Origin of the sequence: Pseudolabrys sp. (genome assembly GCF_035943735.1) — a bacterium.
GTDB lineage: Bacteria > Pseudomonadota > Alphaproteobacteria > Rhizobiales > Xanthobacteraceae > Pseudolabrys.
The window spans coordinates 82,473-105,875 of record NZ_DASZBV010000008.1 but is presented as its reverse complement, the minus strand read 5'-3'; the positions used below and the strand labels follow the sequence as shown (position 1 = coordinate 105,875).

The 23,403-nt window shown below is 66.1% G+C and carries 23 protein-coding genes, 1 tRNA gene and 1 pseudogene; 12 read left to right on the top strand and 13 right to left on the bottom strand.

Annotated features, from left to right (window positions below; translation table 11 throughout):
- Positions 1-184 precede the first annotated feature (184 nt).
- Together VGV41_RS05135 and VGV41_RS05130 are read left to right on the top strand one after the other, a co-directional pair.
- Complete coding sequence (locus tag VGV41_RS05135; RefSeq protein WP_326862588.1) at positions 185-1,561, top strand: NAD(P)/FAD-dependent oxidoreductase; 1,377 nt, start codon at positions 185-187, stop codon at positions 1,559-1,561.
- Positions 1,561-2,226, top strand: coding sequence for an ATP-binding protein (locus VGV41_RS05130; protein ID WP_326862587.1), 666 nt, complete (start codon positions 1,561-1,563; stop codon positions 2,224-2,226). Before VGV41_RS05135 ends, VGV41_RS05130 begins: the two co-directional genes overlap by 1 nt.
- Here the strand turns inward: VGV41_RS05130 and pheT are convergent.
- The 7 genes from pheT to VGV41_RS05095 form a co-directional block, all read right to left on the bottom strand.
- Positions 2,223-4,631, bottom strand: coding sequence for a phenylalanine--tRNA ligase subunit beta (pheT, locus tag VGV41_RS05125; protein ID WP_326862586.1), 2,409 nt, complete (start codon positions 4,629-4,631; stop codon positions 2,223-2,225). The two genes, VGV41_RS05130 and pheT, sit on opposite strands and share 4 nt — an antisense overlap.
- Complete coding sequence (gene pheS / locus VGV41_RS05120) at positions 4,628-5,710, bottom strand: phenylalanine--tRNA ligase subunit alpha (protein ID WP_326862585.1); 1,083 nt, start codon at positions 5,708-5,710, stop codon at positions 4,628-4,630. Before pheS ends, pheT begins: the two co-directional genes overlap by 4 nt.
- 149 nt (positions 5,711-5,859) lie before the next feature.
- Positions 5,860-6,231 (bottom strand): 50S ribosomal protein L20, encoded by a 372-nt coding sequence (gene rplT, locus VGV41_RS05115; RefSeq protein ID WP_326862584.1) that lies wholly within the window; start codon positions 6,229-6,231, stop codon positions 5,860-5,862.
- A gap of 54 nt (positions 6,232-6,285) precedes the next feature.
- Positions 6,286-6,486, bottom strand: a complete 201-nt coding sequence (rpmI, locus tag VGV41_RS05110) for a 50S ribosomal protein L35 (RefSeq protein ID WP_326862583.1) — start codon at positions 6,484-6,486, stop codon at positions 6,286-6,288.
- Positions 6,487-6,749: 263 nt separating this feature from the next.
- A complete protein-coding gene (gene infC, locus VGV41_RS05105) occupies positions 6,750-7,289 on the bottom strand; it encodes a translation initiation factor IF-3 (RefSeq protein WP_326862748.1) in 540 nt (179 codons plus the stop codon).
- A gap of 163 nt (positions 7,290-7,452) precedes the next feature.
- Positions 7,453-8,706 (bottom strand): glycosyltransferase, encoded by a 1,254-nt coding sequence (locus VGV41_RS05100; protein WP_326862582.1) that lies wholly within the window; start codon positions 8,704-8,706, stop codon positions 7,453-7,455.
- 82 nt (positions 8,707-8,788) lie between these two features.
- Positions 8,789-9,994, bottom strand: coding sequence for a glycosyltransferase (locus VGV41_RS05095; RefSeq protein WP_326862581.1), 1,206 nt, complete (start codon positions 9,992-9,994; stop codon positions 8,789-8,791).
- Positions 9,995-10,075: 81 nt separating this feature from the next.
- Between VGV41_RS05095 and VGV41_RS05090 the strand changes: the two genes are divergently transcribed.
- Complete coding sequence (locus VGV41_RS05090; protein WP_326862580.1) at positions 10,076-10,858, top strand: alpha/beta hydrolase; 783 nt, start codon at positions 10,076-10,078, stop codon at positions 10,856-10,858.
- Between the two features lie 131 nt (positions 10,859-10,989).
- On the opposite strand, the gene queG is transcribed toward VGV41_RS05090, so the two are convergent.
- Together queG and VGV41_RS05080 are read right to left on the bottom strand one after the other, a co-directional pair.
- Complete coding sequence (queG, locus tag VGV41_RS05085) at positions 10,990-12,075, bottom strand: tRNA epoxyqueuosine(34) reductase QueG (protein WP_326862747.1); 1,086 nt, start codon at positions 12,073-12,075, stop codon at positions 10,990-10,992.
- A 187-nt stretch (positions 12,076-12,262) separates the two neighbouring features.
- Positions 12,263-12,955, bottom strand: a complete 693-nt coding sequence (locus VGV41_RS05080; protein WP_326862579.1) for a glutathione S-transferase family protein — start codon at positions 12,953-12,955, stop codon at positions 12,263-12,265.
- 181 nt (positions 12,956-13,136) lie between these two features.
- Between VGV41_RS05080 and VGV41_RS05075 the strand changes: the two genes are divergently transcribed.
- Complete coding sequence (locus VGV41_RS05075; protein WP_326862578.1) at positions 13,137-13,985, top strand: undecaprenyl-diphosphate phosphatase; 849 nt, start codon at positions 13,137-13,139, stop codon at positions 13,983-13,985.
- A 19-nt stretch (positions 13,986-14,004) separates the two neighbouring features.
- On the opposite strand, the gene VGV41_RS05070 is transcribed toward VGV41_RS05075, so the two are convergent.
- Together VGV41_RS05070 and VGV41_RS05065 are read right to left on the bottom strand one after the other, a co-directional pair.
- On the bottom strand, positions 14,005-15,174 hold the full coding sequence (locus VGV41_RS05070) for an alpha-hydroxy acid oxidase (RefSeq protein ID WP_326862577.1): 1,170 nt from the start codon (positions 15,172-15,174) through the stop codon (positions 14,005-14,007).
- A gap of 13 nt (positions 15,175-15,187) precedes the next feature.
- Positions 15,188-16,165: a complex I NDUFA9 subunit family protein gene (locus tag VGV41_RS05065; protein ID WP_326862576.1), complete on the bottom strand. Its 978-nt coding sequence runs from the start codon at positions 16,163-16,165 to the stop codon at positions 15,188-15,190.
- A gap of 147 nt (positions 16,166-16,312) precedes the next feature.
- Here VGV41_RS05065 and VGV41_RS05060 point away from each other — a divergent pair.
- From VGV41_RS05060 to ptsN, 8 genes and pseudogenes are all read left to right on the top strand, one after another.
- Positions 16,313-16,397 (top strand) — tRNA-Leu (locus VGV41_RS05060).
- A gap of 62 nt (positions 16,398-16,459) precedes the next feature.
- Entirely contained in the window at positions 16,460-17,077 is a 618-nt protein-coding gene (locus VGV41_RS05055; RefSeq protein ID WP_326862575.1) for a ribonuclease D, read from the top strand.
- 137 nt (positions 17,078-17,214) lie between these two features.
- The gene (gene lptC, locus VGV41_RS05050) at positions 17,215-17,943 is read left to right on the top strand and encodes an LPS export ABC transporter periplasmic protein LptC (RefSeq protein ID WP_326862574.1); all 729 of its coding nucleotides are present in this window, start codon (positions 17,215-17,217) and stop codon (positions 17,941-17,943) included.
- 5 nt (positions 17,944-17,948) lie between these two features.
- On the top strand, positions 17,949-18,596 hold the full coding sequence (locus tag VGV41_RS05045) for an LptA/OstA family protein (protein ID WP_326862573.1): 648 nt from the start codon (positions 17,949-17,951) through the stop codon (positions 18,594-18,596).
- A gap of 117 nt (positions 18,597-18,713) precedes the next feature.
- A complete protein-coding gene (gene lptB / locus VGV41_RS05040) occupies positions 18,714-19,601 on the top strand; it encodes an LPS export ABC transporter ATP-binding protein (RefSeq protein WP_326862572.1) in 888 nt (295 codons plus the stop codon).
- A gap of 178 nt (positions 19,602-19,779) precedes the next feature.
- On the top strand, positions 19,780-21,294 hold the full coding sequence (gene rpoN / locus VGV41_RS05035; protein ID WP_326862571.1) for an RNA polymerase factor sigma-54: 1,515 nt from the start codon (positions 19,780-19,782) through the stop codon (positions 21,292-21,294).
- A gap of 180 nt (positions 21,295-21,474) precedes the next feature.
- A pseudogene (gene hpf, locus VGV41_RS05030) lies at positions 21,475-21,777 on the top strand (ribosome hibernation-promoting factor, HPF/YfiA family); the annotation flags it as partial.
- A gap of 135 nt (positions 21,778-21,912) precedes the next feature.
- Positions 21,913-22,377, top strand: coding sequence for a PTS IIA-like nitrogen regulatory protein PtsN (ptsN, locus tag VGV41_RS05025; protein ID WP_326862570.1), 465 nt, complete (start codon positions 21,913-21,915; stop codon positions 22,375-22,377).
- A 170-nt stretch (positions 22,378-22,547) separates the two neighbouring features.
- Here the strand turns inward: ptsN and VGV41_RS05020 are convergent, their stop codons facing one another.
- Entirely contained in the window at positions 22,548-22,823 is a 276-nt protein-coding gene (locus VGV41_RS05020; protein WP_326862569.1) for a DUF1150 domain-containing protein, read from the bottom strand.
- A gap of 60 nt (positions 22,824-22,883) precedes the next feature.
- Complete coding sequence (locus VGV41_RS05015; protein ID WP_326862567.1) at positions 22,884-23,309, bottom strand: Hsp20 family protein; 426 nt, start codon at positions 23,307-23,309, stop codon at positions 22,884-22,886.
- Between the last annotated feature and the right edge of the window lie 94 nt (positions 23,310-23,403).

Here is a 23,403-nt window from a genome sequence, read left to right as displayed (position 1 = left end):
CAAGCGGCACTCCCCAGTCGCGTGCCAGCCGCACGCGTTCGTCTTGTTCGTGACAGATTTAATCCAGAGTCATTGCAATTCCGTTCATCGCGCGTCGAGGCGTTAATCGACGTTAGCCATGGAAATTGCGCGTTGGCGCGCATTCGTGCATTCTGGCCACCCGCCTGGAAACCATTCGGACACCATGCCGCGTTTGAGCCGCCGCAGTTTTCTCGCCGCATCCGCTGCGCTGCTGGCGCGCCCGGCTTTGGCGGCGAAACCCGCCGGTGAAGACGCGGACGTGATCGTCATCGGTGCCGGCGCCGCCGGTCTCGCGGCGGCACGGCGGCTTACCGCCGAGAAGTTGCGCGTGCTCGTCTTCGAGGCGTCCGACCGCATCGGCGGGCGTTGCGCAACCGACACGACGACCTTCGGAATCCCGTTCGATCTCGGCGCGCACTGGATTCACAATCCGGGTGCCAATCCGCTGCTGGCGGGCGGACCGCCGGCCGGCCTCGACGTCTATGCGGCGCCGCGCTGGCAGAACATGCGCATCGGCCCGCGGGCCGCGCGCGACGCCGAGCTCGAACTCTTCCTCGCCGCCGAGGTGCGAGCGCAGCGCGCGCTGCGCGAGCCGCCCAAGGGCAAAGGCGACATCCCGGCGGAGCGGCTGCTGCCGAACGACCTTGGCTTATGGAAGTCGTCGCTCGAATTCATGCTCGGTCCCTACGCGACGTCGAAGGATCTCGTCGACATCTCCGCCGCCGACCTGGTGCGCACGGTCGAGCGCAGCGGCGAATCATTCTGCCGCCAGGGCTACGGCGCGCTGCTGGCGAAGCAGGCGGCCGGGCTCACCATCAAGACGAAGACGCCGGTGACGATGATCGCCTGGGGCAAGAGCGCGGTGCTGGAGACCGAGGAATCGCTGTGGTACCCGCGCGCGGTGATCCTGACCGCCTCGACCAACGCGCTGCTCGGCGACGATATCGAATTTATTCCGCCGCTGCCGAAGAACGTCAAAGCCTCGCTCGGCAACCTGCCGCTCGGCAGCCTCGACCACATCGCGCTCGACATGCCCGGCAATCCGCTCAATCTGCAGAAGGACGACCTGATCTTCGAGCAGGCGACCGGTAACAAGACCGCGGCGCTCATCGCCAACGTCTCGGGCACCAGTCTGCACGTGGTTACCATCGGCGGCGCGTTCGGCCGCGAGCTGTCGGCGAAAGGCGAAGCGGCGATGCTCGATTTCGCCACGTCGTGGTTATCCTCGGCCTTCGACACCAACGTCAAAAAGTATATCAAGAAGAGCCGCGTCACGCGCTGGAACGCTCAGGATTATGTGCTCGGCGCCATGTCGGCGGCGACGCCAGGCCATGCCGAGGCGCGCAAGGCGCTGGCCGAGCCGCTCGGCCGCGTCTGGCTCGCCGGCGAGGCGCTGCACGAAACGCAATGGGGCACCGTTAATGGCGCCTGGGAGTCGGGTACGCGCACGGCGGAAGCGGTGATCCGCTATCTTCAGCACGGACGCCGCGAGGAACCGAAGACGCGGTCGAAGCGCCGCAAGCGGCGGGGAGAGAATTGATGCGGCCGAAGGCCCTGATCGCCTGGTCGAGCGGCAAGGACAGCGCCTGGGCGCTGCATATCGTGCGGCAGAGCGGCGATTACGACGTTGTGGGCGCGCTGACCACGGTCAACCGCACTTTCGAGCGCGTCGCCATGCACGGCGTACGCCAACAGCTGCTGGAAATGCAGATAGCCGCCGCCGGATTGAAGCCGGTGCTGGTGCACATCCCGCATCCATGCACGAACGACATCTACGAGAAGGCGATGGCGGAAGCGACTGCGCAGGCGAAGGCAGATGGCATCACCCACATCATCTTCGGCGACCTGTTCCTCGAGGACATCCGCGCCTACCGTGTCGAGAAGCTGAAGGAGACAGGCATCACGCCGGTATTTCCGCTATGGCTGAAGCCGACCGATGCACTGGCGCGCGAGATGATCGCGGGAGGCTTGCAGGCGCATCTGGCGACCGTCGACCTGAAGAAGCTGTCCGCCGACTTCGCCGGTCGCCGCTTCGACCCGGCGCTGCTCGGCGATCTGCCGGCCGGCGTCGACCCGTGCGGTGAGAACGGCGAATTCCACTCGTTCGTGTTTGCCGGGCCGATGCTGGCGCGGCCGGTGCCCGTGCGCGTCGGCGAGACGGTCACGCGCGATGGGTTTGCCTACGCGGATTTGCTGGCGGCCTAACCGCGCAGCACCCCACCTGTGCGTTTCGTCACCTCGGCGACGATCTTGCCCGCCAGCGCCTCGATCTCCTGATCGGTCATCGTCTTCTCGCGCGGCTGCAAGGTCACCGCGATGGCGATCGACTTCTTGCCCGGATCGATGCCCTTGCCCTCGTAGACATCGAACACGCTGACTTTGGTGATCAGCTTGCGATCGACGCCGAGCGCCGTACGCACGATGTCGCCGGCCTTGACCGCGCGGTCGACGATGAAAGCGAAGTCGCGCTCGACCGGCTGGAACGGCGACAGCTCGAGCATCGGCTTGGCGCGCGTCGCCTTGGCCTTCGGCTCGGGGATCGTCTCGAGCAGCACCTCGAAGCTGACCAGCGGACCGTCCGCCTGCAGTGCGGCAAGCGCGCGCGGATGCAGTTCGCCGAACCAGCCGATGACGTTCTTCGGCCCCATCTGGATAGTGCCCGAGCGGCCCGGATGCAGCCAGGCCGGGCCGCCGGCGACGATCTGGAGCGCAGCCATCGGTGCGCCGGCAGCGGCGAGCACGGCAAAGGCGTCGGCCTTGGCATCGAACGCGTCGACCGGGGTCGCTGCGCGCGACCAGTCCCGGCCAACGCCGTCTGGCTTGGCCAGCGCGCGGCGCAATCCCGAGGCGGCAGTGAACTGGTCCTCAGGCCTGTCGCCCTTGAAGATCTGGCCGACCTCGAACAGCGCCACGTCGCCGATGCCGCGGTCGGCATTGCGTTGCGCCGCCATGATCAGGCCCGGCAGCAGGCTCGGCCGCATGTCGGAGAGCTCGGCGGCGATCGGATTGGCGAGCGCGAGCTCCGCCTGGCCGCCGCCGAACAATTCCGCCTCGCGCTTCGACACGAACGACCACGTCACCGCCTCGACGAGGCCGCGCGCGGCGAGTGCGCGCTTGGCCTTGCGCGTGCGATTCTGGATCGAGGTGAGCACCGGCTTGCGCGCCTTGTCGCCGCGGGGGAACGGCGTCGGCGGCACCTTGTCGACGCCGACAATGCGCACGACTTCTTCGACGATGTCGGCGCGGCCGTGCACGTCGGGCCGCCAGGACGGCACCGCGACCTTCACCTTCTCGCTTTGGCCGGCGATGAAGAAGCCGAGCTTCGCCAGCACGCGGCGCACGTCGCTGATCGGCAGTTTGAGGCCGGACAGCCGCGGCAATTCGGACAATGGGAAGTCGATGACCTTTTCCTTCGGCGTGGGGTCGCCGGCGAGGAAAATCTCCGAGGGCTCGCCGCCGCAGAAGTCGAGCACCATCTGCGTCGCCAGATCGAGGCCGGGGACGGTGAAGTTCGGGTCGACGCCGCGCTCGAAACGGTAGCGCGCATCGGTGTTGATGCCGAGCTTGCGGCCGGTCTGTGCGATGTTGAGTTCGTTCCACAGCGCAGATTCGATCAGCACGTCGGTGGTGGTCTCGTCGCAGCCCGACTCCTCGCCGCCCATGATGCCGGCAAGCGATTCGACCGCGCGCTCGTCGGCGATGACGCACATCGCGTTGTCGAGCGCGTAGGTGCGGCCATCGAGCGCGAGCAGTTGCTCGCCGTTCTGCGCGCGGCGGACGGTGAGATTGCCCTTCACCTTCCTGGCGTCGAACACGTGCAGCGGACGCGCGCGGTCGTAGGTGATGTAATTGGTGATGTCGACCAGCGCGTTGATCGGACGCAGGCCGATGGCGGCGAGCCGCTTCTGCAGCCATTCCGGCGACGGGCCGTTCTTGACGCCGCGCACGAGGCGCAGCGCGAAGGCCGGGCACAATTCCGGCGCCTCAATCTTGACGGTGACCGGGCAGGGGAAGGTGCCGGCGATGCGCTTCGGCGCATTCTCCTTGTAGTCGCCGATGAGCGTCGCACCGAGGTCGCGGGCGATGCCGTTGACGCCGGTGCAATCCGGGCGGTTCGGCGTCAGATTGATCTCGATCACCGGCTCGGAGATGCCGAGCACTTCCGCGAACGGCGTGCCGATCGGCGCGTCTTCCGGCATCTCGATGATGCCGCTGTGGTCGTCGGAAAAGCCGATCTCGGCGCCAGAGATCATCATGCCCTGGCTCTCGACGCCGCGGATCTTGCCGACTGAGAGCGTGATGTCCTTGGCCGGAATGTAGGTGCCCGGCAGTCCGAGCACCGTCTTCAGCCCCGCGCGCGCGTTCGGCGCGCCGCAGACGATCTGCAGCGGCGCGCCGGTGCCGTTATCGACTTTGCAGACGCGCAGGCGGTCCGCATTCGGATGCTGCACGGCTTCGATGATCTGCGCGACCTTGAACGGCGCGTATTCCTTCGCCTTGTCCTCGACGCGCTCGACCTCGAGCCCGATCATCGTCAGCGTGGTGACGATCTCGTCGAGCGACGCCGACGTGTCGAGATGATCCTTCAGCCAGGAGAGGGTGAATTTCACGACGAAAGCCCTCCGGCCAGCGTCGGGAAATCGAGGGGGCGGAAGCCGTAATGATCGAGCCAACGCTGGTCGGCCTCGAAGAAGGCACGCAGGTCGTGCATGCCGTATTTGAGCATCGCGATGCGGTCGATGCCCATGCCCCAGGCAAAGCCCTGGTATTCGTCCGGATCGAGGCCGCAATTCTTCAGCACGTTCGGATGCACCATGCCGCAGCCGAGGATTTCGAGCCAATCCTCGCCCTCGCCGAACCTGATCTCGTCCTTGCCGCGTTTGCACTGGATGTCGACTTCCAGCGATGGTTCCGTGAACGGGAAGAATGAGGGGCGGAAACGCATGTTGACGTTGTCGACCTCGAAGAAGGCCTTGCAGAACTCCTGCAGGATCCACTTGAGATGGCCGAGGTGCGAGCCCTTGTCGATGACCAGGCCCTCGACCTGATGGAACATCGGCGTGTGCGTCTGGTCCGAATCGCTGCGATAGGTGCGACCGGGACAGATCACGCGGATCGGCGGCTTCTGACTGAGCATCGTGCGCACCTGCACCGGCGAAGTGTGCGTGCGCAGCAGCAGGCGCGAGCCGTCCGGCTTCGGATTGAAGTAGAACGTGTCGTGCATCTCCCGGGCCGGATGGCCTTCGGGGAAGTTCAATTTGGTGAAGTTATAATCGTCGGTCTCGATGTCGGGACCTTCCGCCACCGCGAAGCCCATGTCGGCGAAGATGGCGGTGAGCTCGTCGATCACCTGGCTGATCGGATGCACGCGGCCGCTCTCGGCCGGCGCCTCGCGCACCGGCAGCGTGACGTCGACGGTCTCGCTGGCAAGACGCGAGTCGAGCGCGCTGGCGGCGAGCTCGTCCTTGCGCGCGGCGATCGCGGCGCCGACCTTGTCCTTGAGCCCGTTGATCGCAGGGCCCTGCACCTTGCGCTCGTCCGGCGTCATGGCGCCCAGCGTCTTCAGCAGCGCCGAGACCGAGCCGCTCTTGCCGAGCGCGGCGACGCGCACGGCCTCGAGCGCCACCTCGTCCTTGGCGGACGAAACGGCGGTCAGGAGTTCGGATTCAAGCGAAGCGATGTTGGACATGGCGAGGCTCGTTTGAGTACCCCGTCATGGCCGGGCATAGCCCGGCGAAGACGGGCGTAAACGCCCTTTTTGTCCCGGCCATCCACGTCTCGCTGACGGAAGGAAGGCGTGGATGCCCGGCACAAGGCCGGGCATGACGACCGTGAGTCTTACGCTTGGGCTTGCGCCGGCAGCGCGGCCTTGGCCTTCTCGACGATCGCGGCGAAAGCAGCCGGCTCATGGATCGCGAGATCCGAGAGCACCTTGCGGTCAACCCCGAGACCCGACTTGGCCAGCCCGTCGATGAACTTCGAGTAGTTGAGACCGAACGGGCGGACCGCGGCGTTCAGGCGCTGGATCCAGAGCGCGCGGAAGGTGCGCTTGCGACGCTTGCGGTCGCGGAAGGCGTACTGGTTCGCCTTCTCCACCGCCTGCTTGGCGATACGGATCGTATTCTTGCGGCGGCCGTAATAGCCCTTGGCGGCCTTGTAGACTTTCTTGTGCTTGGCGTGGGCGGTGACGCCACGTTTGACGCGGGCCATGGCAGTACTCCTGAGCTAGATCAGCAAACGGGATGAGCGACGAAGAAATCCGGATCAGCCGTTCGGCATCCAGTATTTCTTGATGTTGTCGCCGTCGGTCTTGAACAGCACCGCGGTGCCGCGATGCTCGCGGATCGTTTTGGTGGTCCGCTTGATCATGCCGTGACGTTTGCCGGACTGCTGGTACTTCACCTTGCCTTGGGCGGTGATCTTGAAGCGCTTTTTGGCGCCCGATTTGGTCTTCAGCTTGGGCATTTGGCTCTCCTGGCGGCGTTTGCGGACAGGCCGCAACGACCGGAATTGCCTTGAACCACAAGGGTTTAGGCAGGGTGCTCGGGATTGAGCGGGGTTCGTCGCCACGGCAGCCCTATGTAGCCGGGCGGCGAGCGGGCGGGGTTATGGCAGAGGCGGGCGCAGTTTTCAACAGGCGCGGGCGGTGCTCGCCCGCCGCGGACGGGTCAAGGGGGCGCACCACAGCCCTCCCCCAACGGGGGAGGGAACCTGCCGGCGCGAGCCGCTCAGCGCGGGGCCAGCACCATGACCATCTGGCGGCCTTCGAACCGCGGTTCGGACTCGACCTTGGCGATCGGTCCGATGTCGCCCTTGACCCGGTTCAGCAGCTGGTAGCCGAGTTCCTGGTGGGCCATCTCGCGGCCGCGGAAGCGCAAGGTAATCTTGACCTTGTCGCCTTCCTCGAAGAAGCGCTTCATCGAGCGCATCTTCACGTCGTAATCGTGGTCGTCGATCATCGGCCGGAGCTTGATCTCCTTGATCTCGACGACGTGTTGTTTCTTGCGGGCCTCGGCCGCCTTCTTCTGCGCCTGGTACTTGTACTTGCCGTAGTCCAGGAGCTTGGCGACGGGCGGAGCGGAATTCGGGGCGATCTCGACCAGATCAAGCCCCGCGGCCTGCGCCATTTCGAGCGCGGTCTGGATTGGTGTCGGGCCGTGGTTGTGCCCGGTGGCATCGATCAGCTGTACCTCGCGGACGCGGATCTCCTCGTTGATGCGCGGGCCGTCTTTTTGAACGGGCTGCGCGGCTTTCATCGGACGACGAATGGCTGCTGACTCCTCTGTTGTTGCGACAAAACCCGGGACGGCATTTCACCACCCCGGCACGTGAGAGATTGGTAGAAACGGCGAATAAGTCAACGCGGTTCCTGGGCCAGGAGGCAAAGAAAACCGGTCTGTGGTGTTCAAATTCTAAGATTCTCGCGGTTTTTCAGGCTGCAACCCGCGCGCCGGCGACGGCGGGACGGCCGATCGCCTCGGCATAGAGCTGCAGCGTCTGTTCCGCGACCAGCTCTGCGTTGAAATGCCCCAGCACCCAGTCGCGGCCGCGCCCGCCCATCGCCGCCCGCATCGGCTGCGGGATCGAGAACAGTCGCAAAAGCGTCGCCGCCAGCCGGCTGTCGTCGCCGGCGGGAAAGCGTAGGCCGGCGACGCGGCTCTCCGGCACCGCCGGAGCGGTCAGCACGACGTCGGTGCCGGCGGCGAGGTCGGACACGATCACCGGCCGGCCCATCGCCTGCGCCTCGAGGATCGCCCGTTGCATGCCCTCCGGCTGGATCGCCGCCGAAACGACGACTGAGGCGGCCGCATAGGCCGCCGGCATGTCGTGCACCGGCGCGGCCATGCGGATCACGTCCATGGTGCCGGTGGAAAGCACCAGATCCCAGAGTTCGCCGGTGTAATGGGTGCGGCCGCGGTCCTCGCCGACGAAAACACAGAGGAAATCCTTGAGCCCCATCGTCTTGAGCCGATCGACCGCTTTCACGACGACGTGGTGGCCTTTGCGGCGCAGGATGCGGCCAACGACGAGGATCACCTTGGTCTCGCCGGTGACGCCCCAGGCGTGACGGATCGCGTCGATGCGCTCCTGCGTCATGCGTTCGGGATCGAAACGGTCGAGATCGACGCCGCACGGCAGCACGGTCAGCTTCTCCCACGGCGTGCCGTAGCGATCGTTGACGAGTTGCGCCAGTTGATCGCTGACGGCGACGACACGGTCGCCGCGCGCCATGACGCTGTTATAGACGTGCTTGAACAGGTTCTGGTCGCGGAAGCCCTTGTACCAGCTGGTCAGGAACGGCAACCGCGTGAGCCGCGCGGCGAGGAACGCGCTCCAGGCGCCCGAGCGGCCGAGCGCATGGATGCAGTCGCAGCGCTTGTCGCGCGCCAGCCGCCTGAGCGCGAAGGCATTGCGCAGCATCTTCACCGGATTGGCGGTGGCGACGTCGAGCGGCACGAACTCCGCGCCGGCGGCATTGATGTCGGCGGCGAGGCGCCCGGCGCGCGAGACGACGATCGCCTTGTGGCCGGCGTTCTGCAGGATGCGTGTCAATTCCACCGCGCCGGCATCCGCGGCACCGCCCTCGAGCGCCGGGGCGACGATCAGGACGCGCATCGGCGCAAACGACGGATCCTGCACGCGCACGGCATTGGCGGTTGATGCTGACGCGGACTGAACCGGCATCGTTCGTTACGGCCTCGAAAGCACGGCGCCCTCAAAAATCGGCGCAACAGGACAAGAACGGGAATTCGGATGGGCGCAGGCGTCAGCGGTCCCGCGACAAGAGCGAGGTATAGACCCCGCGGATGGCTTCGGCAACGCTCTGCGGCGAGAACATGAATTCGGCGAATTGCCGCGCGCGGGCGCCCAGCGCCTCCGCCGCCGTGGGGTAGTAGGCGAGCGCCGCGCCGACCGCGCCTGCGAGTTCGCCGGCATGGTTCGGCCGCACCACCCAGCCGGTGCGCAATGCGTCGCTCATGCGCGGCGGCGCCAGCACGTTTTCCGGCAGCATGCCGACGGCGGTCGTCACCACCGGGCGGCCGACGGCCTGCGCTTCGGAGACCGCCCGTCCGGTCAGCGGCGGTTGCAGCGCCGGCACGACGACGACATCGGCCACCGCGAGCGCGGCGGGCATATCCGGACAATGTCCGACGAAGCGGCACAACGTGTCGATGCCATGCGTCTGCGCGCGCCGGCGCAGGCTCGCCGCGTAGCGCAGGTGCCGGCGGTCCTCGCCAACGAAGACGAAGGCGATGTCGCGGCGGCCTTGCGCAACAATAAGACGCGCCGCGTCGACCATGCTCATCTGTCCGTTCCACGGCGCAACGCGGCCGGCGATCACCACCACGCGCATGTTCGGTAACAGGCCCCAGACGCGGCGCAGCGCGGCGATGCGCTCGCCGCTGATCGCGGCCGGGTTGAACGTCGCCGTGTCGACTGCGCGCGGGATGACGGTGATGCGTTCGGGCGCGATCCTGTAGCGATCGATCATCGCCAGAGAGATGTAGCTCGACGGCGCGATGACGCGGTCGCCGCGTGCGAGCGAGGCGCCGGCCGCTTTCGTCCACGCCCCCGTCGATAGCCGGTCGGGAAACGACGTCACCGTGAACACCGGCTGCCGGTGCGTGGCCTGCAACGCGCTCCATGCGGCGCCGGCGCTTTGCGCATGCACGATGTCGACGCGCTCCGCCGCGATGAGCTCGGTGAGCTGCCGCGCGTTCCTGCGGATACGGAACGGATTGATGCTGTCGTTGATCATCGGCAGCCATTGGCCGCCGAGGGCGCGCAATTCGCCGACCAGCGGTCCGCCGTCGCCGGCGATGATGGCGCGCGCACCCGATTGCAGCAGCGTGAGCGCGATCTCGACGGCGGCGTGCCCGGCCGGGTCGTCGCTCAAGGCCGGCACGATCTGCAGGATGGTGGCGCCGGCGAGCGAGCGCGGCTTGCCCCGGCTCGGCTGCGCTACCGGCACGCGGGCCCCCTTGCGCGGCTGCGCGCAATGCGGCGACAACAGGCACCCACGATCGCGTTTGTTCCGGAACCGGCCCGACCTATGAGTGAAGCCCGTCTCACATTCCTGACCATCGAATCGCCTGCGCCTCGCCGGACCATCGCCGTGCGCGTGCGCGAGGGCAAGGGCCCGGGCCTGATCTGGCTGGGCGGTTTCAAATCCGACATGAAGGGCACCAAGGCCGAGGCGCTCGATCGCTGGGCGGCCGAGCAGGGCCGCGCCTGCCTGCGCTTCGATTATTCAGGGCATGGCGAGTCGAGCGGCGATTTCCGCGACGGCACCATCGGTCTATGGCTGGAGGAAAGCCTGGCCGTCTACAGGGAATTCGCCAAGGGCCCGCAGGTCGTCATCGGCTCGTCGATGGGCGGCTGGATCGCATTACTTTTGGCGGCGCGATTGCGCGAGTTGAAAGGGTCCGCGCCGCAAAATACGTCACTTGCCGGTATGGTGCTGATCGCCCCGGCGGTGGATTTCACCGAGGAACTGATGTGGAAGCAGTTCTCGCCGGCCATCAAGCGCGACATCGAAACGAAGGGCGAGTGGACCCGGCCGTCGGACTACGACCCCGGCGGCTATCCGATCACGCGCAAGCTGATCGAGGACGGCCGCCAGCATCTCATGCTCGGCGGCCTGATCGAGCCGGGCTGCCCGGTGCACATCCTGCAGGGCGTCCAGGACCCCGACGTGCCGTGGCGGCACGCGGAGGAACTGGTGACGCGACTGTCGCGCGACGACGTGGTCCTGACGCTGATCAAGGATGGCGATCACCGGCTGTCGCGGCCGGAGGACATCGAACGGCTGATCGCGGCGGTGAAGGAGTTTTGATGCCTCGTGCCCCGGACGCGATGCAGCACGAAGTTCTGCTTCGCAGATCCGGGCCCTAGCTTTCTTGCGACAACCGGGGTCCCGGGTCTGCAGCGCATCACTGACGTGCTGCGCTGCGCCCGGGACACGAGTCATCCGAACGCGGCAGCCCACTCTTCATTGACGGTTGCGTCGCCATCGTCACGCCGCAGCTTTTCAAATTCCGCTCGCGGCAACAGGCGCGACAACGCCCATACCGCCGCGCCGCGCACGAGCGGTGATGCATCGTCAAGCAGGCGCGTCGCCTCTTGCGCGAGTGCGCTGTCGCCGGAATTGCCGATGGCGATGAGCACATTGCGGATGAAGCGGTCGCGGCCTGTGCGCTTGACCGGACTCTTCGCGAACAGTGTACGGAAGCGCGCATCATCAAGGCCCGACAATTCGGCAAGGTCGGGCGCGCGCAGGCTGTCACGCGCGGTGAGCTTCGCCTCTCGCCCGGCTTGCGCGAACTTGTTCCACGGGCACACCGCAAGACAATCGTCGCAGCCGTAGATGCGGTTGCCTATTGCGCCACGGAACTCACGCGGGATCGGGCCTTTGTGCTCGATGGTCAGGTACGAAATGCAGCGCCGCGCATCGAGGCGATAGGGCGCAGGAAAGGCCGCGGTCGGGCAGATGTCGAGGCAGGCGCGGCAGGAGCCGCAACTGTCGTCGACCGGCGCATCGGCGGGCAAGTCGAGCGTGGTGAAGATCGAGCCAAGAAATAACCAAGATCCATATTGGCGAGAAACCAAATTTGTATGTTTGCCCTGCCAGCCGAGGCCAGCGCTGGCGGCGAGCGGCTTCTCCATCACCGCGGCGGTGTCGACGAAGACTTTCACGTCGCCGCCGGCGGTGGCGACCAGCCAGCGCGCGATCTCCTTGAGCTTCTTCTTGATCAGCTCGTGATAGTCGTCACCCTTGGCGTAGACCGAGATCGCCGCCTTGCTGCGCTGCGCGAGGATCGCGAGCGGATTCTCGTCGGGCCCGTAGTTGAGCCCGAGCATGATCACCGAACGTGCCTCCGGCCACAGCGCCAGCGGCGATGCGCGCCGCCCGGCGGTGGTCGCAAGCCAGTCCATGTCGCCGTGCGCGCCGTCAGCGATGAAGCGCGCTAGTCGTTCGCTTGTTTCGGGGGTCGCGTCAGGGCGCGTGATGCCGGCGGCATCGAAGCCGCAGGCGCGCGCCTTGTCGATCAGCGATGATTTTAAACTCGTGAGGTCGCTTCCTTTTTCCCTCCCCCCGCGAAGCGGTGAGGAGGGTCGGTTCGCATCGGCACGATGCGGACCGGGTTGGGGGGATTTCTGCGGAGTCAAAGATCCGCCCCCCGCCCCCGACCCCTCCCCGCCACTCGCTTCGCTCGCGGGGGGAGGGGAGAAGGAATTTTCAGAAATCCAGATCGGCGTAGTGCTCCGCCGGCGGCAGGCCGCCCAGCGTCTCGGTGAGCAGTGGCCGGAACGACGGCCGCGACTTCACCCGCGCGTACCACTGCTTGGCTGCGTCGTCGTCGTTCCACGGTACTTCGCCCAGATAATCCATGGTGGACAGGTGCGCCGCCGCAGCCAGATCGGCGAGCGACAGGTGCTCGCCGGCGAGCCAGTCGCGGGTGCGCGCCAGCCAACCGATATAGGCCAGATGATACCGGATATTGTGGCGCCCGGCGCGCAGCGCCTCGGTATCCGGCGAGCCGCCGCCCTGCTCGCGCGTCATGTACCGTTTGAGCACGCGCTCCAGCACCAGCGGACCTGAGACTTCGGCGAGAAATTTGTCGTTGAACCAGCGGGTGAGCCGCCGCACCTCGACGCGCTCGGCGGCGCTCGAGGGCATCAGCCGGTCGGGAACCTCGGCCGCCGGCAGCGTTTCCTCGAGATACTCGGCGATGATGTCGGCGCCCGGCACGGCCGGCTGCCCTTCCGCAACCAGCACGGGCAGCTCGCCCGCCGGGTTGAGCAGCAGGAATTCCTCACGCCGCTCCCAGTACCGCTCCTCGACCAGGCGCACGGCAACGCCGTATTCGCCGAGAATCAGCCGCACATAGCGTGACTGCGGCGACAACGGATGGTGGAACAGAGTGAGCATGAGGCCCGTGAGGTGGCGCTGAAACGGCGGGGAGCGTTGATTGCACTATAGAAAGGCGGTCCGGCAAGGCAAATTGGCGCACAGTTAAGAGAGTTTTAAATTGGATACCGCCTCCCTATAGGCAGGACTTGCAAGCAGCCGGCGGTCGCGACAGCCGCCCGATCTCCGGAGCAGAAACCCCATGAATTTCGACGCCATCATGGCGCCGGTGGGCCACGCACTCTCGGCCCATATCGATCTGGTGAAGGCGGCGGTCCTCGGCATCGTCGAAGGCTTCACCGAATTCCTGCCGGTGTCGTCCACCGGACATCTCCTGCTGATGGAACACATCCTCGGCTGGGGCGACGACTCCTTCGGCAAGTCCTTCGCCATCCTGATCCAGCTCGGCGCCATCCTCGCGCTGCTGACCATCTATTTCGGCCGGCTGTGGGCGCTCGCCATGCAGATGTTCACGCGCTGGGCGGCGGCGCGGTTCGTTATCGGCGTGCTGCTCGCTTTCCTGCCGGCGGCGGTGATCGGCGCGCTCGCCTACCACGTGATCAAAAGCACCCTGTTCGACGTGCGCGTCGTCTGCATCTCGCTGATCGTCGGCGGCTTCATCCTGCTCGGGGTCGACCGCCTGAACCTCAAACCGCGCTTCCACGAGTCCACCGAGTTTCCGCTGTGGATGTATTTCGGCATCGGGCTGTTCCAGTGCGTGTCGATGATCCCGGGCGTCTCGCGCGCCGGCGCGACCATCGTCGGCGCCATGCTGTTCGGCGCCGATCGCCGCGCTGCGGCCGAGTTCTCGTTCTGGCTGGCGATGCCGACCATGGTCGGCGCCTTTGCTTACGAGGCCTACAAGAGCAAGGCCGTGCTGATGCACGGCGATCTTACGGCCATCGCCGTCGGTTTCGTCTTCTCGTTCATTTTTGGCTGGATCGTCGTCAAGACGTTCCTGCGCTTCGTGCAACGTCACTCGTTCTCGGTGTTCGCCTGGTGGCGCATCCTGGTCGGCAGCGCCGGCATCTACGCGTTGTATTTCTGGTGAGGCTTGGACCTGCGCCGCGTCAGACGTTGCGCAGGCGCGCGCTGTAATCGTCGAACAGAATATCGCGGCTGACCTCGGCGACGTCGCGCACGCCGGTGAGCGCCATGCTCAGGCGCAATTCGCTTTCGATCAGGCTCAGCGCCTTTGTCACGCCGGCGCCGCCCATTGCCGCGAGTCCGTAGAGATGCGCGCGACCGATGAAGCAGCCGCGGGCGCCGAGCGCCAAAGCCTTCAGCACGTCCTGACCGGAGCGCACGCCGCCGTCGAACAGGATTTCGATGCGGTCGCCGGCGGCGTCGGCGATGCGCGGCAGGGCCACGATCGTCGCCGGCGCGCCGTCGAGCTGGCGGCCACCGTGATTGGACACGACGATCGCGTCGACGCCGTGGTCGGCGGCCTTCTTCGCATCCTCGGCGTCGAGCACGCCTTTCAGGACCAGCTTGCCCGGCCACACCTTGCGCATCCAGGCGATGTCGTTCCACGACAAAGTCGGATCGTAGTTCTCCTGCGCCCAGCGGCCGGCGGCGAGCGCGCCGGTCTGCGCCTTCTGGTGCAGGAAAGTGGCGATATTGCCGAACGTCTTGCGCTTGCCGCGCAGCACGCTCATCGCCCAGGCGGGTTTGGTCGCGATATCGAAGACGTTGCGCGGCGTCAGCCGCGGCGGCACTTCGAGGCCGTTCTTCAAATCGGCATGGCGCTGGCCGCGCATCGGCAGATCGACGGTGACGAACAGCGCGGTACAGCCGGCGGCATGCGCGCGCGCGAGGATCTGCTCGCTGAAGGCGCGGTCGCGGAACACGTAGAGCTGAAACCAGAATGGTCCCTTGGTCGCCGAGCGGATGTCCTCGATCGAGCAGATCGACATCGTCGACAGGCAATAGCGGATGCCGGCATCCTCGGCGGCGCGCGCGGCGACCATCTCGCCGTCGCCATAGAGAAGGCCGGCGAGGCCGGTCGGCGCGATGGCGACCGGCATCGCCACTTTCTCGCCGAGCATGGTGGTTGAAAGCTTGCGCTCGCCGGTGTCGATCAGGATGCGCTGGCGGAAACGGATGGCTTTGAGCTCCGCCGAATTGGCGCGATAGCTCAGCTCGTCGTAGGAGCCGGTGTCGACGTAGTCGAACAGCGCCTTCGGCACCTTGCGCCGCGCGAGGCGGCGCAGATCCTCGATGTTGGTGATCACCGGCATGCGCGGCCCGCGCTTATTGCGTCGGCTGCGCGCGGAACTGACCGGTCTTGCGGAAGCGCCACAGATAGGACGGCACGATCGCCTCGATCGGCTCCGGCGTCGTGATGCCAAGCCCCTGCAGCGTGCGCTGCTGGGTCATTGCCTCCTGCGACACGACATTGTCGGTGCGGAGCAGTTCGACCTGGTCCGGGGTCAGCAGCGGCGTCGGCATGAACTGCATGAGGCTCGCCTGCAGCTTGGCGAGGAGGAACGGCAGTGGCACCAGCAGCCGCCGGCGCTCGGTCGTCTTCAGGATGTATTCGAGAATCTCGCGGAAGGTGCGCACCTCCGGCCCGCCGAGTTCGTAGGTCGTGCCGGCGCGCGCTTCGCCGTCCACCGCGCGCGCGATCGCCTGCGCGACGTCGCCGACGAAGACCGGCTGGAAGCGGGTATGGCCGCCGCCGATCAGCGGCAGGAACGGCGACATTCGCGCCAGCGAGGCGAACAGGTTGAAGAAGTTGTCCTCGGGGCCGAACATGATCGACGGCCGCATGATCGTCGCCTCGGGCACGATCTCGCGGATGACGTGCTCGGCGGCGGCCTTCGACCGCGCATAGCTGCTCGTCGAGTTCTCGTCGGCGCCGATGGCGGACACATGCACAAGACGCGCGCCCTGCGCTTTCGCCGCGCGTGCGACATTGGCGGCGCCTTCGGTGTGGATCGTGTTGAAGCGCTGGCGGCCGCGCTCGAACAGGATACCGACCAGGTTGACCACCACGTCGGCGCCCTGCGCGGCCGCCGCGACCGACTCCGCGTTGCGCAAATTGGCCTGCACCGGGCTGATCTGGCCGACCCGGCCGAGCGGCTGCAGATGGAAGGCGAGGTCCGGCCGGCGCACCGCCACCCGGATGCGGTAGTGGCGCCTGGCCAGCGCACGGACGACGTGGCGACCGAGGAAGCCGGAGCCGCCGTAGACGGTGACAAGGGTGTCGTAAGGACTGCGTGCGGTCATGCCGCTCTCGCTTCACACAAGGAGGGACCGGGATGCGTCGGGCCCTTGCGGCAATACAGGATCGCACCAGGGCTGTACAGGCTGCCGCGCCGCCGGAAACGGTTCAATTGACAAGGCGGACCGGGCTCAATACCTAGAGCCGCCAGTGCCCAGGTGGCGGAATTGGTAGACGCACTAGTTTCAGGTACTAGCGGGTAACACCGTGGAGGTTCGAGTCCTCTCCTGGGCACCATCGCCGCAGATTTTCGAGGGATGACGCAGGCTCTTACCGCCATCCCCAGCCGGAACACCTGAATGACGATCCGCCTGCACCGCGGCGACCTGCCCGACCTCTCCGCCTACAAAGGCGCGGTGGCCATCGACACCGAGACCATGGGTCTCGACCCCAACCGCGACCGTCTTTGCGTGGTTCAGCTCTCGCCGGGCGACGGCTCGGCCGATGTGGTGCAGATCGCCGCCGGGCAGACGCGGGCGCCCAACCTCGAGCGGCTCCTCGCCGATCCCTCGATCGTCAAGCTGTTCCATTACGCCCGCTTCGATCTCGCGGCTTTGGCGAAGGCGTTCGGCGTGATGCCGCAGCCTGTGTACTGCACCAAGATCGCCTCGCGGCTCGCCCGCACCTATACCGACAAGCACGGGCTGAAGGATCTCGCGCGCGAGGTGCTCGGGGTCGACCTGTCGAAGCAGCAGCAGTCCTCGGACTGGGGCGCCGAAACGCTGACCGACGCCCAGGTCGCCTATGCCGCCAGCGACGTCCTGCATCTGCACGCCTTGCGCGAGAAGCTCGACGCCATGCTGGCGCGTGAGGGGCGCGCCGACCTTGCCGCCGCTTGCTTCCGCTTCCTGCCCGACCGCGCCCGGCTCGATCTGGCCGGCTGGGCGGAGCAGGACATTTTCTCGCATTCGATGTAAACTGCTGTCCGGGTGAGAGAATCGCCGGGCTCGCGCGGCCTGCCGCCGCGGGGCCATATTCCCCGGTCATAGCTTCGGCCGGGGCGGTTCGTGCATTTCCGCGACTTCAAGCCTGCAACGAGGGTCCGCCCGGCGCAATGAACCGTGTGATCACCGCCCGTACCGATCCGGAGACGGCGCGCTCCTATTGGACGATGAGCCGTGCCGACAGCGATCGCGCCTTCCGCGCGGCGCGGCGGCACAGCCGCATCGTGCGCATCCTGCGCGTCGCCTTGCCGATTGCGGTCGTCGGTGCGCTCGCGCTGACAGTGCTGGTCACCTATCTCAATCCGCTGCGCATGATCAGCTCGCTGCCGGTCAATATCGACAAGCTGGTCGTCTCCGGCACGAAGATCACCATGGAAAAGCCGCGGCTCGCCGGCTTCACGCATGATGCACGCGCGTATGAGATGTCGGCGGAATCGGCGCAGCAGGATCTGACGAAGCCCGATCTCGTCGAACTGTATAACCTGCACGCCAAGCTGCAGATGCAGGACAAGACCACGATGACGATGTCGGCGGCGAAGGGCCACTACGACGCCAAGACGGAGATCCTGAAGCTGGAAAAGGACATTTTGCTGTCCGACAAGAGCTATGAAGGCCGGCTGAGCGAGGCGACCATCGACATCAGCAAGGGCAATGTCGTCTCCAACGCCCCCGTGGAATTGAGAATGTTGCAGGGCACGCTCAACGCCAATCATCTCGAAGTCATCGATTCCGGCGATCTGGTTCGTTTCACCCAGGGTGTCACGTTGGACCTGACGAATCTCAACCAATCCTCGTCGCCGAAGGGCTCGCGGCAAGACCAGGGCTCGGCAGCGAAATGAGGTCGATGCGTCGGTTCGCTGCAATTCTCGTCTGCGCCTTCGTTGGAACGGCGGCCGCGGTGGCGCAGCCGGCCAAAGGGCCGCCGAACGCCCTGCAGGGGTTCTCGCAGAACCGCGATCAGCCGGTGCACATCGAGGCGGCGACGCTCGAAGTGCGCGACAAGGACAAGATCGCGACCTTCAGCGGCAACGTGCATGTCAAACAGGGCGACACCGACATGCGCTGCAAGTCGCTGGTGGTGTTCTATGAGCAGGACGACGAGCCGCAGAGTAAGGGCCAGGGCAAGCCGATGCAGACCGATACGCCAGGCCCGGGCGGCAACCAGAAGATCAAGAAGCTGGAAGCCCGGGGCGGCGTCATCGTCACGCAGAAGGAGCAGACCGCGACCGGCGAACTCGGCATTTTCGACATGAAGAGCAACACCGTCACGCTCAAGGGTAACGTCGTCATGACGCAGGGCAAGAACGTGCTGCGGGGCGATACTCTGATCGTGGACTTGACCAGCGGCGTGTCGCGGGTCGAGTCGGCCAAGAACGGCAGGGGGCGGGTCCAGGGCCTGTTCCTGCCGAGCAGCGGCGGCATGCCCGATCTCAAGCCCGGCGGCGCTCCCGGCTCGGGCGCGGCGGCGCCGGAGCATCGCCCGGTCCGGTAGTCGCTTGACCGTGACGTCTCCGATAGCCCGCTCCGCTCCGGCGGCTTGGGAATCAGCTATGGTCGTGCGCCCGGAACCGTCGGGCGCAGGCTCGCTCAAGCGCCGCAAGGGACCCCTTTGAATATCCTGTCGCTATTCCAGCGCCGTCCGCAGCAAGCCCGCCGCGACCCCGCTCCGGTCGCGCGCGGCGCCCAAGGCGCGCCGGTCGTCCGGCAGGGGGTCCAGGCCCGTCAGCAGGCGCCGGCGCAGCAGCGACCGGCGGATCCGCGTCAGGCCGCGCGGCACGCCTATCTCGCCGCCCATGGGGTCGAGAAAAGCTTCGGCAACCGCATGGTCGTGCGCGGGGTGACGCTCTACGTCCGCCGCGGCGAGGCGGTCGGTCTGCTTGGCCCCAACGGCGCCGGCAAGACCACCGTGTTCTACATGATCACCGGCCTCATCAAGGCCGACCGCGGCCGCATCGAGCTCGACGGCTACGACGTCACCGCGCTGCCGATGTACCAGCGCGCGCGTCTCGGCATCGGCTACCTGCCGCAGGAGGCGTCGATCTTCCGCGGCCTCAACGTCGAGGAGAACATCCGCGCCGTGCTCGAGGTGGTCGAGCCCGACCGCCGCCGCCGCGAAGCCGATCTCAACGCCTTGCTCGAGGAGTTCAACATCGCCCGGCTGCGCAAGACGCCGACCATCGCGCTATCGGGCGGTGAGCGCCGCCGCGTCGAAATCGCGCGCGCGCTGGCGACGCGGCCGAGCTACATGCTGCTCGACGAGCCCTTCGCGGGCATCGACCCAATCGCCGTCGGCGACATCCAGGCGCTCGTCCGCCACCTGACCAACCGTGGCATCGGCGTGCTGATCACCGATCACAATGTCCGCGAGACTCTCGGCCTGACCGACCGCGCCTACATCATCTACTCGGGCGAGGTGCTGATGGAGGGCCGGCCCGACGACATCGTCAACAATCCCGACGTGCGACGGCTGTATCTCGGTGAGGAGTTCCGGCTCTGACCGGCCGGCGAGCCACTCGCCTCAGGCGGGTGGCTGCCCAATGTTTTATCCCGTAGCAAGCCATGCCATTTATTTGAGCAATCCCGCACTGCGGAATCACATATCGCCAAACCCCTGAGAACTGGTATAAACATCGTGAAGCAAGAATCAGACCAGTTTCCGCCGGGAAACCGTCCAAATGGCCTTGTCGCAACGACTGGAGTTCCGCCAGAGCCAGGCTCTGGTGATGACGCCGCAGCTGATGCAGGCCATCAAGCTGCTGCAGCTCTCCAGTCTCGATCTCGCGCAATACGTCGAGGGTGAACTCGAGCGCAATCCGCTGCTCGAGCGCGGCAGCGAAGACGACGGTGCGGCGGCTCCCGAGCAGGAGGCCCCCGAGGTCCGCGACGATCCCAGCCCCTCCGACTGGACCGGCGACGAACTGGAAACCAGCCGCAGCGCCATGGAGCAGGGGCTCGGCACCGAGCTCGAGAACGTGTTCCCCGACGACGCCACCCCACGCGCGACCGCGGCCGAGGCACCGCCCCCGGCCTATTCGGAATGGTCCGGTGTCGGCGGCGGTGGCGGCGACGGCGACAACAATCTGGAGTCCTACGTCTCGTCGGAGATCACGCTCGCCGCGCATCTCGCCGAGCAACTGACGCTGGCGATCGCCGATCCGGTGCGCCGCATGATCGGCCAGTACCTGATCGACATGGTGGACGAGGCCGGCTACCTCGCCGGCGACCTCGAAGGCGTCGCCGAGAAACTGGGCGCGCCCGTCACCGAGGTCGAGTCCGTGCTTCTGCAACTGCAGAAGTTCGATCCGCTCGGCGTCTGCGCGCGCAACCTCACCGAATGCCTGGCGATCCAGTTGCGCGAGCGCGACCGCTTCGATCCGGCGATGCAGGTGCTCGTCGCGCATCTCGATCTGCTGGCCAAGCGCGATGTCGCCGCGTTGCGTAAGCTGTGCGGCGTCGACGACGAGGATCTCGTCGACATGATCGGCGAAATCCGCAGCCTCAACCCCAAGCCAGGCCTCGCTTTCGGCTCGATCTCGGTGCAGCCGATCGTTCCCGACGTCATGGTGCGCGCCGCGCCCGACGGCACCTGGCAGGTGGAGCTGAACTCGGACACGCTGCCGAAAGTGCTCATCAACCAGCGCTACTATGCGCAGGTCGCGAAGGGCACGCGCGGCGACAAGGACAAAGCCTACGTCGCCGACTGCCTGCAGACCGCCACCTGGCTGGTGCGCGCGCTCGATCAGCGCGCCAAGACCATCCTCAAGGTGTCGAGCGAGATCGTGCGCCAGCAGGACGCCTTCCTCGCCAAAGGCGTTCAGCATTTGCGGCCGCTGAATTTGAAAACGGTGGCGGATGCCATCAGCATGCACGAGTCGACCGTGTCGCGTGTCACCGCCAACAAATACATGGCGACCAGCCGCGGTATTTTCGAATTGAAATACTTCTTCACCTCGTCGATCGCATCGGCTGATGGTGGCGAGGCGCATTCGGCGGAAGCGGTGCGCCACCGGATTCGTCAGCTTATCGATGGCGAGACCGTCAGCGACATTCTGTCGGACGATACGATCGTGGAGAAGCTGCGCTCCGCCGGCGTCGACATCGCGCGCCGCACCGTGGCGAAATATCGCGAAGCGATGCGGATACCTTCGTCCGTGCAGCGGCGGCGCGAGAAGCAAACGGTCAGCGCCTGAAGCTGCGGCGTTCCGCCGCTCGCTTCCGGAACTTTTCCCCTTGGCAAGGCTTTGTGAACGCACGACCTTTGGCTTCTTGAAAGACAGGCGGCTTTCGTCGGCTCTTGCGTCCACATAGACTTAGCTGTGGACTTGCTATGTGCGGTAGCGCACCGCGACGAGATGGCAGGAGGAAATCGCATGCCCTTGCGCGTTTCCGGGAAGAACATCAGCGTCGGGCCGGCGCTGCAGGAGCGGATCAGCGGTCGTGTCGCCGATGCGACGGCGAAATACTTCCGCGGCGGATTTTCCGGTTTCGCCACCGTCGGCAAGGATGGCTTTGGCTTCCGTACAGAATGCGTGTTGCATCTCGACTCCGGTGCGTCGATCGAAGCCGAAGGGTCGGCGCCTGACGCCTATGAGAGCGCCGATCAGGCGGCGCTGCGCATCGAAAAGCGGTTGCGGCGCTACAAGCGCCGTCGCAAGGATAGCCAGGCCCGCCGGGGCGTGTGAGGAAGACCTTGCGGGAACAGCACTTTCCCTCCCATTGACGACAGCCGCAGCCCTCCCTATGGTCCGCCGCCTTCAGCCAACCCCCTTGCAATTCGGCGCCGCCTTTTCCGATCATTGGACATGTCCATGACGCTCACCGATCTCGTTGCTGCGAGCGCGATTGTTCCGGCGCTCAAGGTCAACAGCAAGAAACAGGCGATTCAGGAACTCGCGGCGCGAGCGGCCGAACTGACGGGCCAGAACGAGCGGACGATTCTTGAAATCCTGACGCAGCGCGAGAAGCTCGGCTCGACCGCCGTCGGCAACGGCGTCGCCATTCCGCACGGCAAGCTGCCGAAGCTCGGGCGTCTGTTCGGTCTGTTCGCGCGTCTCGAACGCCCGATCGACTTCGAAGCGCTGGATGGACAGCCGGTCGATCTGATCTTCCTGCTGCTGGCGCCGGAGACGGCCGGCGCCGATCATCTGAAGGCCTTGGCGCGCGTCGCGCGTCTGCTGCGCGATCCCGACATCGCTCGCAAGCTGCGCGACTCGCGTGACGCCGATGCGCTCTATGCCGTGCTGGCCATGCCGCCGGCGTCGAGCGCGGCGTAAGACATCGCTCAGGCCGAGTTGTAAAAATATATTTTCATGTCATGGCCGGGCTTGTCCCGGCCATCTCGCTTACGGACGCAGTGCTCTCATAAGCGAGATCGCCGGGTCACGGTGCTGCGCGCCGGCCCGGCGATGAAAAGAAGGTGAGAACGCGCGCTACAACCGCGCGCTCAGTGCAGGCTCACCGGCTCGAGTTCCTGGCTCCAGGCATTGGCGAGCGCGGCTTCGCGCGTGTCGGTCAGCATGATCGGCGTGCCGTCCGCGGCATAGAGCGCGAACAGGTCGATGCCGGGTTCGATGCGCGGTGCCTGTGGAAACATCTCCGCGACGTCCTCGGAACGGATCGGCTTCACGTAAGCGAGGCGCCCGTCGCCAAGCTGCGCCAGCGCTTCCTGCGTGATCGCGGGATGAGTTCCATTCGGTTCGGTGGTCTTGTCGTTGGTCATGGCCCTCGACTCCTTATTGGTTGAACGCTTGACGCGGTCGAGTCCTTTTTCACGAGTCCGTCATTCGGTCTGATTGATCGCGATGCTCTTGACGATCCGTTCCAGCTGCGGCCGGACGAGATCGACCGACAGCAATCCGTTGCGCAGGTCGGCGCCGAGAACCTCCATGCCGTCGGCCAGCACGAAGGTGCGCTGGAACTGGCGCGCCGCGATACCGCGGTGGATGTAGTGGCGGGTCTTGTCGTCCTGCTGCCGGCCGCGGATTACAAGCTGGCTGTCCTCGACGGAGACGTCGAGCTGATCGCGGGTGAAACCCGCCACCGCCAACGTGATGCGCAGCCGATCCGGACTTTCGGTATCCCGCGGCACCCGTTCGATGTTGTAGGGCGGATAGCCGTCGGAGCCCTTGGCGACGCGGTCGAGGATGCGCTCGATCTCGTCGAAACCCAACAGGAACGGGCTGGAGAGAGACGGAACTCGTGTCATTGGTCCTCAAAGTCCTCGCTGAAGCGACTTTGACGTGGGGCCCGGTAGGCACCCCTGACGGACCGGCTTCATGCCGTCCCGCCGGTTCCTAATA

Bases quoted from the DNA above. Each gene is read 5' to 3' on its own strand.
- VGV41_RS05135 (WP_326862588.1), top strand. From the start codon at position 185: ATGCCGCGTTTGAGCCGCCGCAGTTTTCTCGCCGCATCCGCTGCGCTG.
- VGV41_RS05130 (WP_326862587.1), top strand. From the start codon at position 1,561: ATGCGGCCGAAGGCCCTGATCGCCTGGTCGAGCGGCAAGGACAGCGCC.
- pheS (WP_326862585.1), bottom strand. From the start codon at position 5,710: ATGTCCAACATCGCTTCGCTTGAATCCGAACTCCTGACCGCCGTTTCG.
- rplT (WP_326862584.1), bottom strand. From the start codon at position 6,231: ATGGCCCGCGTCAAACGTGGCGTCACCGCCCACGCCAAGCACAAGAAA.
- rpmI (WP_326862583.1), bottom strand. From the start codon at position 6,486: ATGCCCAAGCTGAAGACCAAATCGGGCGCCAAAAAGCGCTTCAAGATC.
- VGV41_RS05100 (WP_326862582.1), bottom strand. From the start codon at position 8,706: ATGCCGGTTCAGTCCGCGTCAGCATCAACCGCCAATGCCGTGCGCGTG.
- VGV41_RS05090 (WP_326862580.1), top strand. From the start codon at position 10,076: ATGAGTGAAGCCCGTCTCACATTCCTGACCATCGAATCGCCTGCGCCT.
- VGV41_RS05080 (WP_326862579.1), bottom strand. From the start codon at position 12,955: ATGCTCACTCTGTTCCACCATCCGTTGTCGCCGCAGTCACGCTATGTG.
- VGV41_RS05075 (WP_326862578.1), top strand. From the start codon at position 13,137: ATGAATTTCGACGCCATCATGGCGCCGGTGGGCCACGCACTCTCGGCC.
- VGV41_RS05070 (WP_326862577.1), bottom strand. From the start codon at position 15,174: ATGCCGGTGATCACCAACATCGAGGATCTGCGCCGCCTCGCGCGGCGC.
- VGV41_RS05065 (WP_326862576.1), bottom strand. From the start codon at position 16,165: ATGACCGCACGCAGTCCTTACGACACCCTTGTCACCGTCTACGGCGGC.
- VGV41_RS05055 (WP_326862575.1), top strand. From the start codon at position 16,460: ATGACGATCCGCCTGCACCGCGGCGACCTGCCCGACCTCTCCGCCTAC.
- lptC (WP_326862574.1), top strand. From the start codon at position 17,215: ATGAACCGTGTGATCACCGCCCGTACCGATCCGGAGACGGCGCGCTCC.
- VGV41_RS05045 (WP_326862573.1), top strand. From the start codon at position 17,949: ATGCGTCGGTTCGCTGCAATTCTCGTCTGCGCCTTCGTTGGAACGGCG.
- rpoN (WP_326862571.1), top strand. From the start codon at position 19,780: ATGGCCTTGTCGCAACGACTGGAGTTCCGCCAGAGCCAGGCTCTGGTG.
- ptsN (WP_326862570.1), top strand. From the start codon at position 21,913: ATGACGCTCACCGATCTCGTTGCTGCGAGCGCGATTGTTCCGGCGCTC.
- VGV41_RS05020 (WP_326862569.1), bottom strand. From the start codon at position 22,823: ATGACCAACGACAAGACCACCGAACCGAATGGAACTCATCCCGCGATC.
- VGV41_RS05015 (WP_326862567.1), bottom strand. From the start codon at position 23,309: ATGACACGAGTTCCGTCTCTCTCCAGCCCGTTCCTGTTGGGTTTCGAC.